13 protein-coding genes are annotated in these 15,742 nt (G+C 71.3%); 2 read left to right on the top strand and 11 right to left on the bottom strand.

Translation table 11 applies throughout. The annotated features are described in order from the left end of the window. Window positions 1–2: 2 nt before the first annotated feature. Window positions 3–1,928, top strand: coding sequence for a glycoside hydrolase family 127 protein (locus tag ACNNMR_RS36710; RefSeq protein WP_419999022.1), 1,926 nt, complete (start codon window positions 3–5; stop codon window positions 1,926–1,928). On the opposite strand, the gene ACNNMR_RS36705 is transcribed toward ACNNMR_RS36710, so the two are convergent. Next, on the bottom strand, window positions 1,929–2,225 hold the full coding sequence (locus ACNNMR_RS36705; RefSeq protein WP_419999021.1) for a DUF1330 domain-containing protein: 297 nt from the start codon (window positions 2,223–2,225) through the stop codon (window positions 1,929–1,931). Continuing rightward, entirely contained in the window at window positions 2,218–2,811 is a 594-nt protein-coding gene (locus ACNNMR_RS36700; protein ID WP_419999020.1) for a carboxymuconolactone decarboxylase family protein, read from the bottom strand. Before ACNNMR_RS36700 ends, ACNNMR_RS36705 begins: the two co-directional genes overlap by 8 nt. A 140-nt stretch (window positions 2,812–2,951) precedes the next feature. Between ACNNMR_RS36700 and ACNNMR_RS36695 the strand changes: the two genes are divergently transcribed. After that, complete coding sequence (locus tag ACNNMR_RS36695; protein ID WP_419999019.1) at window positions 2,952–3,248, top strand: winged helix-turn-helix transcriptional regulator; 297 nt, start codon at window positions 2,952–2,954, stop codon at window positions 3,246–3,248. Between the two features lie 38 nt (window positions 3,249–3,286). On the opposite strand, the gene ACNNMR_RS36690 is transcribed toward ACNNMR_RS36695, so the two are convergent. The 9 genes from ACNNMR_RS36690 to ACNNMR_RS36650 form a co-directional block, all read right to left on the bottom strand. Continuing rightward, window positions 3,287–5,536, bottom strand: a complete 2,250-nt coding sequence (locus ACNNMR_RS36690; protein WP_419999018.1) for an Ig-like domain-containing protein — start codon at window positions 5,534–5,536, stop codon at window positions 3,287–3,289. 26 nt (window positions 5,537–5,562) lie between these two features. Then, window positions 5,563–7,968 (bottom strand): glycosyl hydrolase family 95 catalytic domain-containing protein, encoded by a 2,406-nt coding sequence (locus ACNNMR_RS36685; protein ID WP_419999017.1) that lies wholly within the window; start codon window positions 7,966–7,968, stop codon window positions 5,563–5,565. Then, entirely contained in the window at window positions 7,961–9,070 is a 1,110-nt protein-coding gene (locus ACNNMR_RS36680) for an aldose 1-epimerase family protein (protein ID WP_419999016.1), read from the bottom strand. The genes ACNNMR_RS36685 and ACNNMR_RS36680 overlap by 8 nt, the downstream gene beginning before the upstream one ends. Further along, window positions 9,067–9,807: an SDR family NAD(P)-dependent oxidoreductase gene (locus ACNNMR_RS36675; protein ID WP_419999015.1), complete on the bottom strand. Its 741-nt coding sequence runs from the start codon at window positions 9,805–9,807 to the stop codon at window positions 9,067–9,069. Before ACNNMR_RS36675 ends, ACNNMR_RS36680 begins: the two co-directional genes overlap by 4 nt. Continuing rightward, a complete protein-coding gene (locus tag ACNNMR_RS36670) occupies window positions 9,804–11,018 on the bottom strand; it encodes a carbohydrate ABC transporter substrate-binding protein (RefSeq protein ID WP_419999014.1) in 1,215 nt (404 codons plus the stop codon). Before ACNNMR_RS36670 ends, ACNNMR_RS36675 begins: the two co-directional genes overlap by 4 nt. Then, window positions 11,018–12,214 carry a CaiB/BaiF CoA transferase family protein gene (locus tag ACNNMR_RS36665; protein ID WP_419999013.1) on the bottom strand — a complete coding sequence of 399 codons (1,197 nt, stop codon included), beginning with the start codon at window positions 12,212–12,214 and terminating at the stop codon, window positions 11,018–11,020. The genes ACNNMR_RS36670 and ACNNMR_RS36665 overlap by 1 nt, the downstream gene beginning before the upstream one ends. 66 nt (window positions 12,215–12,280) lie before the next feature. Next, a complete protein-coding gene (locus ACNNMR_RS36660; RefSeq protein WP_419999012.1) occupies window positions 12,281–13,051 on the bottom strand; it encodes an enoyl-CoA hydratase/isomerase family protein in 771 nt (256 codons plus the stop codon). Window positions 13,052–13,058: 7 nt separating this feature from the next. After that, window positions 13,059–14,939 (bottom strand): right-handed parallel beta-helix repeat-containing protein, encoded by a 1,881-nt coding sequence (locus tag ACNNMR_RS36655; protein ID WP_419999011.1) that lies wholly within the window; start codon window positions 14,937–14,939, stop codon window positions 13,059–13,061. Window positions 14,940–14,973: 34 nt separating this feature from the next. After that, a complete protein-coding gene (locus tag ACNNMR_RS36650; RefSeq protein WP_419999010.1) occupies window positions 14,974–15,741 on the bottom strand; it encodes a ribonuclease activity regulator RraA in 768 nt (255 codons plus the stop codon). Between the last annotated feature and the right edge of the window lies 1 nt (window position 15,742).

Raw genomic sequence — 15,742 nt, 5'->3', positions numbered from 1 at the left:
TAATGGACGGACCCGCGATACCCTCCCCCGCCGCGCACGCCGCGCACCGGCCGCTGCGGCCCACCCATCTCGCCCTGACCGGCGGCCCGTTAAGGCAATGGCAGGACGTCAACCGCGCCGTCAGCCTGCCGCTGGCCCGGCAGTGGCTGCAGAAGGCCGGCAATCTGCAGAACCTCCGCATCGCCGCGGGCGAGGAGGACGGCACCTTCCGCGGACCGGTCTACATGGACTCCGACGTGCACAAGGTCCTGGAGTCCGCGGCCTGGGAGCTGCAGCACGCTCGGGATGAAGACCTGGCCGGCTTCATCGCGGATACGGCCCGGCTGCTGGAGCGGGCGCAGGCGGACGACGGCTACCTGGACTCGCACTACCAGGTGACCGCCCCCGACGCCCGCTACACCCGCCTCGTGGACAGCCACGAGCACTACTGCGCCGGTCATTTGATGCAGGCCGCCGTCGCCGCGCATCGCGCGGACGCGGACCCGGACGGGCGGCTGCTGGAGGTGGCGAGGCGGTTCGCCGACCACCTGGCGGACGTCTTCCTCGACGACCCGGGCCCGGGCCTCGACGGCCACCCGGAAGTGGAGACGTCGCTGGTGGAGCTGTACCGGGTGACGGGCGAGGCCCGCTATCTGCGGCTGGCCACCGCCTTCACCGAGCGCCGCGGCAATGGCCTGGTCGGCACGCACAAGCACGGCAACCGCCATCGCCAGGACCACCTCCCGGTGCGCGAGGCCCCGGCGATGACCGGGCACGCGGTGCGCGGCCTCTACCTGGAGGCGGGGGTGGTGGACGTGGCCGTCGAGAACGGCGACGACGAGCTGCTGGCCGCCTCGGCCGCCCGCTGGGAGGACATGGTCGCTGCCCGTACGTCCCTGACCGGCGGCCTCGGCTCCCGGCAGGTGGGCGAGGTCTTCGGCGAGCGGTACGAGCTGCCGCCCGACCTCTCGTACAACGAGACCTGCGCCTCGGCCGCGAGCATCCAGTGGAGCTGGCGCCTGCTGCTGGCCACGGGCGAGGCCCGGTACGCGGATCTCATCGAGCGCACGCTGTACAACGCCTTCGGCGCGGCGCGCTCGGCGGACGGCCGGACGTACTACAAGGGCAATCCGCTGCAGCGGCGCACCGACCACGCGGAGGCGGTGGGCGATCCGCGCTGGCGGGACGAGTGGTTCTACTCGGCGTGCTGCCCGCCGGCGGTGACGCGGCTGGTGGCGTCGCTGGAGCACTATGCGGTGACGCAGGCGGACGACGTTCTGGATCTGCACCAGTACGCGCCGATGGAGCTGTCCGCTCCGATCGCGGCCGGGGAGCTGGGCCTGCGGGTGGAGACGGAATACCCCTGGCAGGGCGCCGTCTCGGTGACGGTCACGCACGCGCCGGAGGGCCCATGGGCGCTCGCCCTGCGGATCCCGCCGTGGAGCGCGAACACCTGGATCACGGTCGACGGCGAGCGCCACCCGGCCGAGCGCGACGACCGCGGCTACGCCGTCCTGCGCCGCACCTGGCGCCCCGGCGACGCGGTCACGCTGGAGCTGGACATGACGCCGCGGCTGACCGTCCCGCACCCGCGCATCGATGCCGTACGGGGCTGCGCCGCCCTGGAACGCGGCCCGCTCGTCTACTGCTTCGAGCAGGCCGACCAGGCGGACGGCACGGCGGTCGACGACCTCGCACTCCTCCCGGACGCGGCCTTCACCGAACTGCCGCGGCCGGACCTGCAGGGCGTCGGCCCCACGGTGCTGCTGCAGGCGGACGCGGTCGCGGTGTCCGGCGCGCACGAGGCGGGACTGCCGTACCGCACCAGGGGCGGCCCCGAGGCCTCTGACACCCGAACCCCCGCGACCGCCACCGCGGTCCCGTACTACCAGTGGGACAACCGCGGCGACGGCGCGATGCGGGTGTGGATGCCGCTGGCCAGCGGATGATCAGTCGATGCCTTCGATGATGCGGAAGTCGCGCTCGGCGCTGTCGGCGAGGACCGCCAGCGCCTTCTGGTAAGCCTCGCTCTCGTACGCCGCGACCGCCTGCTCGAAGCTGTCGAACTCGATCAGAATGACGCGGTTCGTGTTTCCGGCCTCGTGGGCGACGACCCGGCTGTCACGGGAGGACAGGAGCCGCCCGCCCCCGGCCTGGACGGCCGGACCGGCCAGCTGGTCGTAGGCAGCCAGCGTCTCCGGGTCGGAAACCGCGCGGTAGACACTGACCCAGTAGCCCTTAGCCATGGAAGCCTCCTGTGTTCGGCTGGACGGGGAAGAAGTCGGTGAAGCGAGGCGCGCCGGGCTCGTGCGGCACGCGCGCGGCGCGCGCGGCGAAGCTGACGGCGTGGTACCACCCGCACAGCAGCAGCAGATCGAGCACCTGGAGCTCGTCGAAGACCGGCGCGAGCCGGGCCCACAGCGCGTCATCGATGTCGGAACGCTCGTGCAGCGCGTCGACGGCGAGGATGAGCACCCGTTCCCGCTCGGACGTCCAGCAGTCGTCGGCGGGGCCGCCGTGCACCAGGGATGCCGCCTGCTCGCGGGTGAGCCCGACCCGTTCGGCGAACGTCATCATGTGCACGCCCCACTCGTACTCGCAGCCGCACAGCACGCAGGTCCGGTCGATGACGATCTCGCGCTCCCGCATGGTGAGGGTGAGCTGTCGGCCCAGCTCGTAGCGCCCCCATCCGTGCATGGCGTCGGCCATCGGAAGGTTTCTGGCGAACATCCGGAACAGCCCGATCGGCGGCGCGTCACCGGGCATCATGCGCGCGAACAGCGCGTCGGCTTCGTCGGCGTACGGCGGTTCCAGCAGGGCTATGCGCGACATCGGCGCCCCCTTTGAGGTTGTTTCGAAATTAGAAACACACCGCTGGATGCTAGTGTTTCGAATAACGAAACGCAAGGAGGATCATGCCGACACCGCGCCCAGGAAGACCGGTTCGTGGATCGACCACCGGCCGTCCGATCATGGCCGCGATGGACCTCCTCGGCCGCCGGTGGGCGCTGCGCATCCTCTGGGAGCTGCGTGCGGGACCGCTCGGTGCGCGTGCGCTGCTGGCACGGTGCGAAGGCCTGTCGTCCAGCGTCCTCTACCAGCGGCTTCGCGACCTCACGTCAAGCGGGATCATCGCCTCGTCGGCCGATGGCTACGAGCTCACGCAGCTGGGGACAGCGCTCGGTGAGGCCCTCCAGCCGCTGGATGCGTGGAGCCGGCAGTGGGCGGAGGAAGTGGACCCCGGTCCGGCACGAGACGCCGTTGAGTGACGGACCGGGGTCCCCCGCCCGTCAGGGCGAGGAGCAGGTCACTTGTTGATCTTCACTCGGCTGAACGCCGCCGTGCAGTAGTGCTCGACGGCATTCGCCTCCTTGTTGCCGTCGGTGGCAAGCCCCAGGTAGACCCGGTCGACCATCGGCAGCCGCTCGTAGACGACATGACTCCCCCAGTTCAGGCCGTCCGAGGAGATGTGCCCCTGGATCTCGCTGCCGCGCTTGGTGATGCGCAGGTAGTACGGCAGGTCGTTCAGGTGCTCATCCTCCGCGCCCTCGTACGGGAAGATGCTGTCCGAGGTCTCCGTCCCGTACCGGCCGATCCGAAACCCCCTGGCCTTGAGCCCGCCGTCGAGATAGGTGATGCCGAGCATCAGGAAGGCCGAGTCCGGGGTGAGGTTCTCGCGGATCATCAGGCCCGCCATGACGCCCTCGTACACCGCGTCCAGGGAGTCCAGCCGGGCGATGATCTCCACGACCTCGTCGTCCGGCGCCTGGATCGGCTGGTAGAGGAAGGTGAGGGCGTCCTTGCGGCCCTTGATCTTGCCGGAGCCCTTCAGCCTGATGGTGCCGTCCTCCAGGGCGGCGGCGCCGGGGATGCCGACCTTGCCGATGTTCTTCAGCCGCCACGGCGTGGTCGCCGTCGTGTGGTTGACGTGGACCGGGGTGCAGGTGGAGGTGGTGGCCGTGCCGGTGGAGTCGGTGGCGCGGGCGGTGAGGTAGTGGGTGCCGTCGGGGGCGCCCTTCCAGGTGAAGGTGTGGGGCGCCTTCGTCGTCTCGCCGAGCTTCTTGTCGGCCGCGTAGTACTCGACGGTGGCGATCGACTCGCCGTCGGCCGCGGTCGCCTCGGCCTCGATGGCGACGTCGGCGGTGGCGGACGTACCGGAGAAGACCTGGTCGACGGTCGGGGACTTGAGGGTGATGACCGGGTTGTCCTTGCCGGAGCGCTCGATGGAGTTGAGGTACGTCTCCAGGCGCGTGTAGCCGCCCTCCGGGTCGCCCTTCCAGTCGTCAGGTATGCCGTCGTGGTCGGAGTCCGCCGGCGGCTTCGTGGCGGCCAGCGGCGCCCAGCCGCCCACCTCCCGCTGTGAGTTGATCATGCGCCCGGTGCCGCCGCGCACATCGGCGATGACGCGCGCGTCGATCGCGTCCCGCCGCGGAAGGATCGCGCCCGCGCCCTTCAGCACGGCCTCGTACGCCTCCTTGGCGCTCTCCTCCGGCAGCGGATTCTCAAGCTCCACCGGCTTCTCAAGCAGCGTGATCCCGCCGACGCCGAGCTTGATGCCCTCGCGGTTGTCCTGGGTGACGTCGTCGTGCCCCTCGATGACGTTCCCAGACACGTGCCAGGCGCCGAAGCGGTCCGGACTGACGATGACCGGCGCGATGTCGGCCAGCGTATTCGGACCGGGCTTGTAGTAGTTGCCGACGATGTTGATCCCCTCGGCCCACTCCCCTCCATAGCAGGACGTATAGCCGTAGTTGTAGATCACGTTGTTCCGGCTGTCCGCCAGCTGGTTCAGGCCCTCCTCGAAGCCGAAGCGCGGGTTGCGGCCGCCGTTGTGGACCAGGAGGTTGTGGTGGTACGAGACGTTGTCGCCGCCCCAGATGCCGCCGAAGCCGTGCCGGCCCTTCTCGTGCTTCGACATGGTCAGCGGCTCGGAGATGATGCACCACTGGACGGTGACGTTCTTGTTCTTGTACGGGGAGCAGTTCTCGTCGACCGCCCAGCTGATGGAGCAGTGGTCGATGATGACGTTCTCCTGGCCCTCCATGCCGAAGGTGTCGATCGGGGTGCCGAGGGTGTCGCCGCCCCGGAAGCGCAGATAGCGCAGGATGATGTTGCTGCCCTTGATCTCCGTCTCGTTCCCCGCCACGCAGATGCCGCCGCCGGGCGCGGTCTGTCCGGCGATGGTGAGGTTGGAGCCGGTGATGTCGAGGCCGCCGTCGAGGTGGATGGTGCCCGAGACCCGGAAGACGATCGTGCGGTTGTCGGCCGAGACCGCCTCGCGAAGCGAGCCGGGCCCGGAGTCGTCGAGGGTGGTGACCTCGTAGACCTCGCCGTCCCGGCCCCCGGTCGCGTACATCCCGCCGCCCAGCGCGCCCGGGAAGGCCGGGATGGCGGCGGCGAGGCCCGGGTCCGGCGCCTCGGGCAGCGGCGCCGCGGACGCCGCCTGGGCGCCGCGCAGCGCCGTCGCGCCCAGCAGCACCGCCCCGGAGGCGGCCACGAAGGACCGCCTCCCGAACGGGCTGTGTTCAGTCGTGGTGGTGCCATTCGCGTCAGTCACGTGCAACTGCTCCTTCGTCCATTGAGTCAGTGACGGTTCTGCGCGGCTCTCAGGTGATACGCGGCCCCGCGGCGGGTGGTGAAGGACACCACGTTCGCCTCGGGGCGTTCGGGGTGCGCGCCGTCCACCTCGACTGGGTGTGGAGTGCGGATGCGCGCCGGGTTGCCGAGCAAGGAGCGCACCGCGACGCGCGTCACCTTGCCCTCGGCCCACTCCAGGTCGATCTCGAAGCCGTCGCGCGCCCGCAGTCCGCGGACGGAGCCATCCGGCCAGGCGCCCGGGAGCGCGGGCAGCAGGTCGATCTCGCCGGCATGGCTCTGCAGCAGCATCTCGGTGATCCCGGAGATGCCGCCAAAGTTACCGTCGATCTGGAACGGGGGGTGGAGATCGAAGAGGTTGGGGGCGGTACGGGCCGGGGTGAGGAGTTCGGACAGGCGGCGGTAGGCGAGGTCGGCGTCGAGCAGCCGGGCGTACCAATTGATCTTCCAGGCGAGCGACCAGCCGGTGCCCGAGGTGCCGCGCAGCTCCAGCGTCTTGCGGGCGGCCGCGGCCAGCTCCGGGGTCTGCCGCGGGGTGATCTGGGCGCTGGGGAAGAGCCCGTAGAGCTGCGATATGTGCCGGTGCTTGACCAGCGCCGCCTCCTCCCAGTCCTCCAGCCACTCCTGGAGTTGGCCCGCGTAGCCGACCTGGTTGGGGGCGAGCCGGTCGCGGACCTCGCTGACGCGGGAGGCGAGGCCGGGGTCGCGGCCGAGCGCGGTGGCCGCGGCGCGGAAGGCGTCGAAGAGGTCGCGCAGCAGCTGCATGTCCATGGTGGGGCCGGCGCAGATGCTGACGTTCTCGCCCTCGTCCTCGTGGTGGCCGACCTCCGGGGAGTGCGAGGGGTTGGTGACCAGGTAGCCGGTCTTGGCGTCCTCGACGAGGAAGTCGAGGAAGAAGTCGATCGCGCCTTTCAGGACCGGGTAGTTGCGGCTGAGGACGGCGCGGTCGCCGGTGAAGCGGTAGTGGTCCCAGAGCAGCAGGCACAGCCAGGCGCCGCCGGTGGGCCACATGCCGTAGAAGGCGTGGTCGACGGGTGCGGTGCCGCGCCAGCCGTCGGTGTTGTGGTGCGCGACCCAGCCGGGGGCGTCGTAGAGCGCCTTCGCGGTGCGGGCGCCGGACTTGGCCAGCTCGTGGATCATGTCGGCGGCGGGCTCCCAGCACTCGGCGAGGTTGGCGGGGCCGGTCGGCCAGTAGTTCATCTCGAAGTTGATGTTGATCGTGTACTTGGACTCCCAGTTGGGCGTCATGCTCTCGTTCCACAGGCCCTGCAGGTTGGCGGGCTGCCCTGGGCTGCGGGAGCAGGAGGCGAGCAGGTAGCGGCCGTACTGGAAGTACAGCGCGGCCAGCTGCGGGTCGCCGCCGTCCTTGAAGAGCGGGACACGCTCGTTGGTGGGCAGGGCGGTGCGGTCGGAGGTGCCGAGGTCGATGGCGACGCGGCTGAAGAGGCGGCGGTGGTCGGCGACATGGCGGCGGCGCAGCAGCTCGTACGGCATCCGCGCGGCCGGCTCCAGGTGGCGGCGGGCGCGGGCGGCCTCGTCGGCAGAGACGTCCAGGTAGTCGCGGTAGCTGGTGGCCATGGAGACGATGAGGGTGACGGCGTCGGCGCCGGTCACGGTCAGCTCGCCGTCCTTGGTACGGGTCTGCCCGCCCTCGGGGACGGCGCGGACCAGGGCGCGGAAGCGCACCTTGCCTTCGAGGCCCTGCCAGTCGCCGCTGACGCCGTCGAGGGCGATGGTGCGGCCGTCGATGGCCGAGGAGGACGCCTTCTGCGGGGTGGTGAAGCGGGCGGTGAAGGCGACGCTGCCGGGGGTGGCGGCGGTGAGGCGTACGACCAGGACCTGGTCCGGGGCGCTGGCGAAGACCTCGCGGGTGTGGCGCACGCCGCCGCGGGTGTAGGTGACGCGGGTGACGGCCGTCTCCAGGTCGAGCTCGCGCTCGTAGCCGGTGGTCTCGCCGTCGCCGGTGAGGGCGAGTTCGAGGTCGCCGAGGACCTGGTAGGCGGCCTGCTCGGAGGGGGTGCCGAGGAAGTGCTCGTCGGCGAGCAGCTGCGCCTGGTGCCACTTCTCCTCGACCACCAGGCGGCGGAGCTCGGCCAGGTGGCGGGCGGCGTCGGGCTGGGCGTAGTCGTGGGGGCCGCCAGCCCACAGGCTGTCCTCGTTGAGCTGGAGCCGCTCGGTGTCAGTGCGGCCGAATACCATCGCGCCCAGGCGGCCGTTGCCGACGGGCAGCGCCTCCAGCCATTCGGCGGCGGGTGCGGTGTACCAGAGCCGCATCGGGTTGGGGCCGGTGCGCCGCGGTGCGTCGGGTAAGGCGTACGCGCTGGTGGGGAGGGCGGTCGCGGCGGCCCCGGCTCCGGCGGCCGCGAGGACGTGGCGTCTGGACAGCTCAGGCATCGGACGGCTCCAGCTGCGTCTCGAGGGCGGCGAGGGCGTCGGCTCCGCGGTGGACGCGGAAGGAGGTGCGGTAGGTCCGGGATTCGCCGGGGCCGAGCCAGATCATGGACCGGTCCTCGCGGGCGGCGGCGTCCCCCGCCACGTGGTGCGTCGAGGGCTCCAGGCCGATCGCGTAGTCCCCGGCGCGGACGTTGAGCCATTGGAAGAAGCAGGGGAAGGATGCCTGGTCCCACTCGACGCTCACCGCGAAGCCGAGGCGGTCGTTGACGACGGCCGCGGCGGTACGACCATCGGCGAGCTCGGCCAGCTCATGCTCGTAGACCTGCTCGATGAAGCCCGGCTGGGGTGCGGGCAGGGTGCGGTGGTCGATGCCCTGCTCGGCGACGCTGTCGGACTGCCAGAGCATCTTCGCGACCGGGGCGAGGAAGCGGCTGCCCTCGTCGAGCAGCGGCCAGCCGAGGTTGATGTGGTACAGGAACATGTGCGGCATCGGGTCGAAGCCGGGGTTGGTCACGGTGTCGGTGAGCCGGATCTCGTCGCCGCCGAGGTCGGCCTCGATGCGGCGGGTGAGGGCCAGGTTCTCGGCGAAGACCGCGGCCTGGCGGATCTCCCCCTCGGCCCACAGGACGCAGCGGTCGCCGTCCCAGCGTTCGCCGTAACCGGTCAGCCGGGCGGGCAGGTTGGCGACGCGGCCGTGCAGGCCGTGGCGTACGGACGTCCGCGGCGGGTAGCGGTAGCCGCTCGCGTCCACCTCGCCGCCGAACAGCGTGTGGTCGAGGCCGCCGGTGACCGTGAGCCCGGAGAAGGAGCGCAGCCAGGACAGCCCGTCCTCGTCGCCGTGCTCGTGCAGCCCGGGGTGGCGGAAGCCGGTGCGGGAGCGCCAGCCGAAGGCGGCGCCGGCGTGCTCGGCGGCGCCGATGTCCATGCAGCGGTCGACGAGGACGTCGAAGGCGAGGCCGCTGCCGGTGCGGAATTCCAGGGTGCGGATGCCGCGTTCGGCGCCGTCGGCGAGGGTGACGAGGCGTACGCCTCCGGCCGCGCTCACCTCACCTGACACGGCCGCCAGTTCGCGCTGGGAGAGATCCTGTCCGTGCAGCCTCATCCGACCTGCCACCCCCCGCTCACATCGATCGTCTGGCCGGTCACGAACGACGCGTCCGGCCCCGCGAGGAACGCCACCACCGCCGCCAGCTCCTCGGCCCGGCCGCGCCGCTTCAGGGCCTGGCGCTCAAGGATCATCGCCTGGTACGCCTCCAGGTCCTCGTGGATCTCCTCGGCGGCGGTCGGGAAGGCGCCGGGGGCCACGCAGTTGACGCGGATCTCGTGCGGGCCGAGCTCGCCTGCGAGGGCGCGGGTGAGGGAGATGGCGGCGCCCTTGGTGGAGACGTAGGCGGCGAGTCCGTCCCAGCCGCCGTAGGCGGTGATGGAGGCGATGTTCACGATGGCGCCGCCATCGCCGTGTTCGACCATGCGGCGAGCAGCGGTCTGGGCGCAGATCCAATAGCCGCGCTGATTGACCTCGACCACCTGCTCGTACTCGGTCAACGGCACGTCGAGGAAAGCGCGCTTGGGGTAGACGGCCGCGTTGTTGACGAGGACGCCGATCGGCCCGAGCGTCGCGGCGGCCTCGGCAAAGGCCGCTTCTACGGCGTCGGCGTCGCGCAGGTCGACGGCCAGCGGCAGCGCACGCCCGCCGCCCTTGCCGACGGCCGTGGCGGTCTCCTCGGCCGCGGCGCCGTCGACGTCGAGGGCGGCGACCTGGTACCCGTCGGCGGCGAGCCGCACGGCGATGGCGTGGCCGAGGGCGCCACCGGCGCCGGTGACTACGGCGGTCGTCATGGCTTTTCTCCCTTCCAGTCCCGGAAACATGCGTCGAGCGCGTCCAGCAGCGCCCCGTACGGCCGGCGCTCGGCCAGCCCCTCGCGCAGCAGCCGCGACGCGGCGGCCTGGAAGACGGGATAGCCGGCGCGGCGCGGGCGCACCCACGCCTGCTCGACCGTGCCGAGGGTGGCGCGATAGAAGCCGTCCCAGCGCTCGTTGGTCCAGGGATCGGTCCAGGCCGCGCGGGCGGCGGGCTGCCCGCCGGTGACTGGGAACAGCTCCCGCTGCACCGGCGCCCCGAGCAGCCGCCGCAGATGATCGCGCACGGCATCGCTGGTCACCGGATCGCCGGTGCGCCGGGCGGAGACCGCGAGCCCGGCGCCGCCGAGCACGCTGCCCGCCGGACCGCCGGGCCGCCAGCCGGGCGCGTCGGTGAAGGCCAGCGGGTACGGGCCCGCGCGGGTGTAGGTGACATAGCCGTAGACCAGCGGGCAGTAGGCCGGGCCCGACCCGGCCGCCATCGCCCGCAGCACGCCAATGGGGTTGGCCGACAGCAGGTCCCGCGGCGTACGGGCAGCAAGCTCGGCCATCGTCTCCAGGGCAGCGAGCCCGCTCTCGCGCGAGACCACCGCATCGCCGTCATCGGCCAGCGGCCGCTCCCCCTGGGCCAGGATCAGCGAGCAGAAGGTGAGAAAGGCATGCGGCCCGCCGAGGCAGAGGGTGACCTGCAGCCGCGCGGGCAGCTCGGACACCTCCCCCCAGCTGCGCGGCAGCGGCACCTCCCCCATCAAGTCAGGCCGATGCGCGGCCACCTGCGCGGCGGCATCCAGCGGCAGCGCCCACGTCCGCCCGTCGAGCGCATAACTGTCGTAACTCGCCCCCACACTCCCCGCCCGCCAAGCCTCCAGCTCGGCAGCCCCGAAGAGCTCTTCCATCGGCACCAGGCACCCCGCGGCCACCGCGGACCCGAGCCCGGGGTGATCCACGACGAGAATGTCGTACGTTTCGGCGAGCGTCGCGATCGGCGTGGACTCGAAGCCGGAGAGCGGCTGCCGCTCCCAGCGCAGCGGTCGGCCGACGGTCTCGCAGCCGGGCGGCAGGGAGGCGTCGAGCCTGGCCAGCTCCTCCAGCGGGCGGTAGCCGCGCGGGTGATCCCAGGTCAGCCCGCGCAGTTCGGCGGTGGTTGCGGTGGTTGCGGTGGTCGGGGGGTCGGCGGTCAAGGTGGTCATCACTCCTCCTTTCGCGTGCTGACGGAGCCCTCGCCGATCAGGGCGTCCACCCGCTCATCGGGGTAGCCGAGCTCGGCGAGGATCTCCCGGGTGTGCTCGCCCGTCCTGGGTGCGCCGCGGCGCACCGCCGGCGGGGTGGCGCTGAACGTGTAGGGGAAGCCGGGCGTGGTCACCTCGCCCTCCGTGGGGTGGTCGTACGTGACGAGGGAGCCGTTGTGCCGCACCTGCGGGTCGTCGAGCACATCGGCGTACGAATGCACCGGGCCCGCCCAGATGCGATGTCCGGCGAAGAGCTCCAGCCACTCCTCGGTGGTGCGGCGCGGCAGCCGCTCCCGTACGAGGGCGGTGATCTCGTCGCGCCGGGTGTGGCCGTCCACGTCCGTGTCCATGGCGGCCAGCTCCGGCAGGCCGAGCGCCTCGCCGAGAGCGTCGAGCGGCGGCATGGCCAGCGCGAGGTGGCCGTCCTTGGTCGTGAAGACGCCGTACGGGGCGCGGATGTACGTGTGCCCGTGCCGCTCGGCGCCGCGGCGCTGCGCGATGCCGCCCACCGTGAAGACGCTCAGCTCCTGCATCTGCACGGCGATGGCGGCGTCGAGCATGTTCACCCGTACCAGCTGGCCCTCGCCCGTCCGCTCCCGATGCAGCAAGGCGGCCAGCGCGCCCTCGAAGGCGGAGTAAGCCGTGATGGCGTCGACGGCGTACGTGCCCGACGGCTGTGGCGGATCCTGCTCGCGGCCGACGCTGTACATGGCCCCGGTCATGGCCTGCAGCAGCAGATCCTGCCCCGGCATCTCCGCGTACGGACCGCTGTCGCCGTACCCGGAGATGGAGACGTAAACGATCTCCGGCCGCACCGCCCGGATGGATTCGTAATCGACACCGAGCCGCTCGGCGACACCAGGCCGATAGTTCTGCAGGAAGACATCCGCCCCGCGCACCAGGTCATGCACCGCCGCCCGGCCCGCCTCGCTCTTCAGGTCGACGGCGAAGCTGCGCTTGTTGCGGTTGAGGGAGAGGAAGGAGGCGTTCAGCTCACGGCCGGTGGCGCCGCCCGCGGGGGCGTGCCGCTGCCATTCGCCGCCCGGCGGCTCGACCTTTACGACGTCGGCGCCGAGATCGCCCAGCCGCATCGCGGCCAGCGGCCCCGCCATGGCGATCGACAGGTCGACCACGCGATAGCCGTCCAGGATTCCCATGATCCATTCCTCCGTGGTCGCGTTGGGGGTCCGGGGGCTAAGCCCCCGGACCCTTCTCGGGCTCCTTCAGCGGCCGCTGAATCGCGGCGCGCGCTTCTCCTTGAAGGCGGCCCGGCCCTCGGCCGCGTCGGCCGTTGCGAAGCACACCGTCTGCAGGTCGCGCTCGTACTGGATGGCCTGCTGCAGCGGCATGCTGTGTGCCGCCCGCAGGTTCGCCTTGGCGGTCTGCGCGGCGATCGGGGCTCGCGCGGCGATACGGGCCGCCAGCTCCCGGGCCGCCGGGAGCAGTCCGTCGTCCGGCAGCACCTGGCTGACCAGGCCCCAGGCGAGCGCCTGGCGGGCGTCGACCGGGTCGCCGGTGAGCAGCATCAGGGCGGCGTTGGATGCCCCGATGCTGTGCGCGAGCTGCGCCGCCATGCCGCTGCCGCCGATCCAGCCGAGCTTGATCTCCGGCGCGGCGAAGCGGGCCGACTCCGCCGCCAGGCGGATGTCGCAGGCCAGCGCCAGCTCCAGCCCGCCGCCGAGGGCGTGGCCCCCGACGGCGGCGATCACCGGTGTGCGCAGCGCCCGCAGCACGTCCCCGTAGTCGAGCCGGTTGCGGAAGGCCCACGGGGTGTCGTACGTGTCCAGCTCGGGGATGTCGCTGCCGGCGCAGAAGGCCCGGTCCCCGGCCCCGGTGAGGACGACGGCGCGTACCGCCGTGTCGTCGTCCAGCCCGGCGAGGAGGCGGCGGAGCTCGTCGGCCATCTCAGGGGTGAGGGCGTTGAGCTTGGCCGGCCGGTCCAGGGTGACCACGGCGACCGGGCCTTCCGTCTCGCAGCGGATGTGTCCGCTCATCCGGCGTTCACTCCGTGTCTCCTTCCGGCACCTCGTACGGGAAGGAGTCGCTGACGCCGATCTTGTCGTACTCCATCCGCGACTTGTCGAAGCCGTCCGCCCAGTTGGCGTTCTCGACCTCGTTGCACTGGTAGCTCTGGTACTTGTCGTCGGTGACCTTGCCGACCTCGATGTCCTTGAAGCTGAAGCCGCAGCCGCCGGCGTCCATGTGCACGCCGCGGGTGCCGCTGTCGGGCATCGAGGGGTCGGGGATGACGTCGCCGATGACGACCTGGCGGACGTAGTTGTCGACCGGATGCGGCTCCTCGTTGTCGACGCCGTAGGTGTAGAAGGCGCCCATGTCGCCGCTGTCCAGACCGGCTTCTTCGATGCGCAGGTACTCGAAGGTGTTCTCGCGGGCGTAGTTGTCCTCGGCCGGGACCTCCGGGCGGACCTCCAGGCTGACGCCGTAGCGGGCGCTGTGCTTGATGACGCTGTGGCTGACCGTGTTGTGGCCGGTGTCCATCAGCTCGACGCCGGCGGCGTCGCCGGGCACCAGCTCGCCGAAGTGGGTGATGTAGTTGTTGGTGAAGAGGTGGTTCTTGGAGGTGTCGCCCTCACCTGGATACGGGCCCTCGACCTTGATGCCGTCGGCACCGATGTTCTCCAGGAGGCTGTTCTTCACCGTCAGGTGGTCGTTGGCGAAGAGGGCGTAGACGCCGTGGTAGCCGGTGTCGGAGATGCGCATGCCGGTGAGGGTGATGTCCTTGCTGTTGGTCACCGTCACCGCGCCGAAACGGTTGCGGTTCATCTCGATCTGCCGGTCGTACATCGGGTACTTGTGCTTGAACCCGGAGTCGCCGTCGTCGACCCAGCCGAAGCGGTACCACTCCATGTAGTCGCTGTACTGGAGCGCCAGGCCGTCGAAGGTGATGTCCTGCACCCGGTGCCGTTCGCTGCTGCCGGCGAGGTCGAGCAGCTGCGTGGTGGTGGGCCGCAGCACCTTGGCGTCCTTGATGTCGCCGCGGGGCTTGTAGTAGAGCTGGCCCTTCTCCTTGTCCAGGTAGTACTCGCCGGCCTGGTCGAGGAAGGCGAGGGAGTCCTGGAGGAAGTAGCGGGAGCCGCTGCGGCTGTTCATCATGGCGTAGCGGGTCTGGTATTCGAGGGAGATCTGGCCTTCCTCGAGGTTCACGTCCTTGATCGGCACGGTGTCGGTGAACCAGCTCCAGCTGCCGCCCGACCAGATGGTCACCGAGGCCTTGGCCATGTCCTCCGGATCCCACTTCGGGTCCAGCTCACCGGGCTTGGCCCACAGCCAGCGGCGTACGGCCTCCTTTTCCGGCTCGGGGATGGTGGAGATCAGGTACGGGGCCCACTCGGTGTCGGTGCGGCGGTTGGGGAAGCGGGCGTTGGTGGCGCGCTTGCCGTCCTCGAAGAGGGTGTAGAAGGGGGCGCCCTTTCCGACATTGGCGCGGTAGATGCCGTCCTTGTACGCCTCCCAGCCGGTGACGGGCTTGGCGCCGGTGATGCGGGCCTTCCCGGGCCCGTCGTAGCTGCGGTAGATGACCTGGTGGCCGCCGGACCCGGAGTCGCGCTCGTCGAACTTGACGGCCTTGTCCAGCGGATAGTCGCCGGCCCGCAGGTTGACCACGATGTCGCAGCGCATCCGCTTGGTCAGGCCTTTGTCGCGCAGCTGGTCGCGGGCGTGCTCGACGGTGCGCCAGGCGTCGTCCTTGCTGCCGTCGGCCCGGTCGCTGCCGTCGGGGGCGATGAAGAACTGCCGCGGGCTGCAGCCGTCGGCTGCGTTTTCCGTGCCCGCCTCGGGCAGGGTCGCGCCGCCGAGCAGCAGCGCGCCCGCGGCCGCCAGCAGTAACGGTGTCCTGGCTCTGCGGTACTTGCGGAGGAACACGAGATCTCCTCGCTCGTCGGGGGTGTATCGCGGCTCAGCCGGCGCCGTCGGTGCGCCAGCGCTCGTACTCGGCGCGGGTATCGGGGGTGAGCGGGTAGTAGTCGGCGAGCGCGCCGCCCTCGTCGATGCGGCGGCGGCTGAAGCGCTCCCACTGCTCGTGCTCGCGGGCGGCGTCGATGACGTCGGCGGCGCGCTGCCGGGGCACCACCACGGGGCCGTCGTCATCGGCGACGACGAGGTCGCCGGGGAGCACGAGGGCTCCGCCGCAGGCGATGGGCACGTCGTACGCCCAGGGGAAGAGCTCGGCCTGGGAGGCGTAATGCGGGGTGACGCCGGTGGACCAGATGGGCACGCCGGTCTGCCGCACCCGGGGCGAGTCGCGGATGCGGCCGTCGACCACGATCCCGGCGCCGCCCTTGCGCTGGAAGTAGCGCACCAGCATGTCGCCGAAGCAGCCGGTGTGGGTGCTGCCGTACGCCTGCACCACCAGCACGTCGCCGGGCTCCACCGCCTCCAGTACGGCCCACAGGGCGGTGTGGCGCTCGACGTACTCCTGGCCGAGGCCGGAGGCGATGTCCTCGCGCTGCGGCATGAACTGCAGCGTGCGGGCCCGGCCCGCGATCTTCTGCCCGCCGGTCAGCGGGCGCGGCCCGGAGACATAGGTGCGGCGGATGCCCTGGCCGTGCAGCTTGGCGCAGGCGGTGGCCGACGAGACGGCGGACAGCTGCTCCACCAGCTCTGGGTCGGCCTTGCCCGGCGGGTTGCCCCGTACCGGCAGGTCCCACACGGGACTTTCCTCCACG

It is taken from the genome of Streptomyces boninensis (assembly GCF_048572725.1).
Taxonomy (GTDB): Bacteria; Actinomycetota; Actinomycetes; order Streptomycetales; family Streptomycetaceae; genus Streptomyces; species Streptomyces boninensis.
This window is presented reverse-complemented; position numbering and strand designations above follow the sequence as displayed.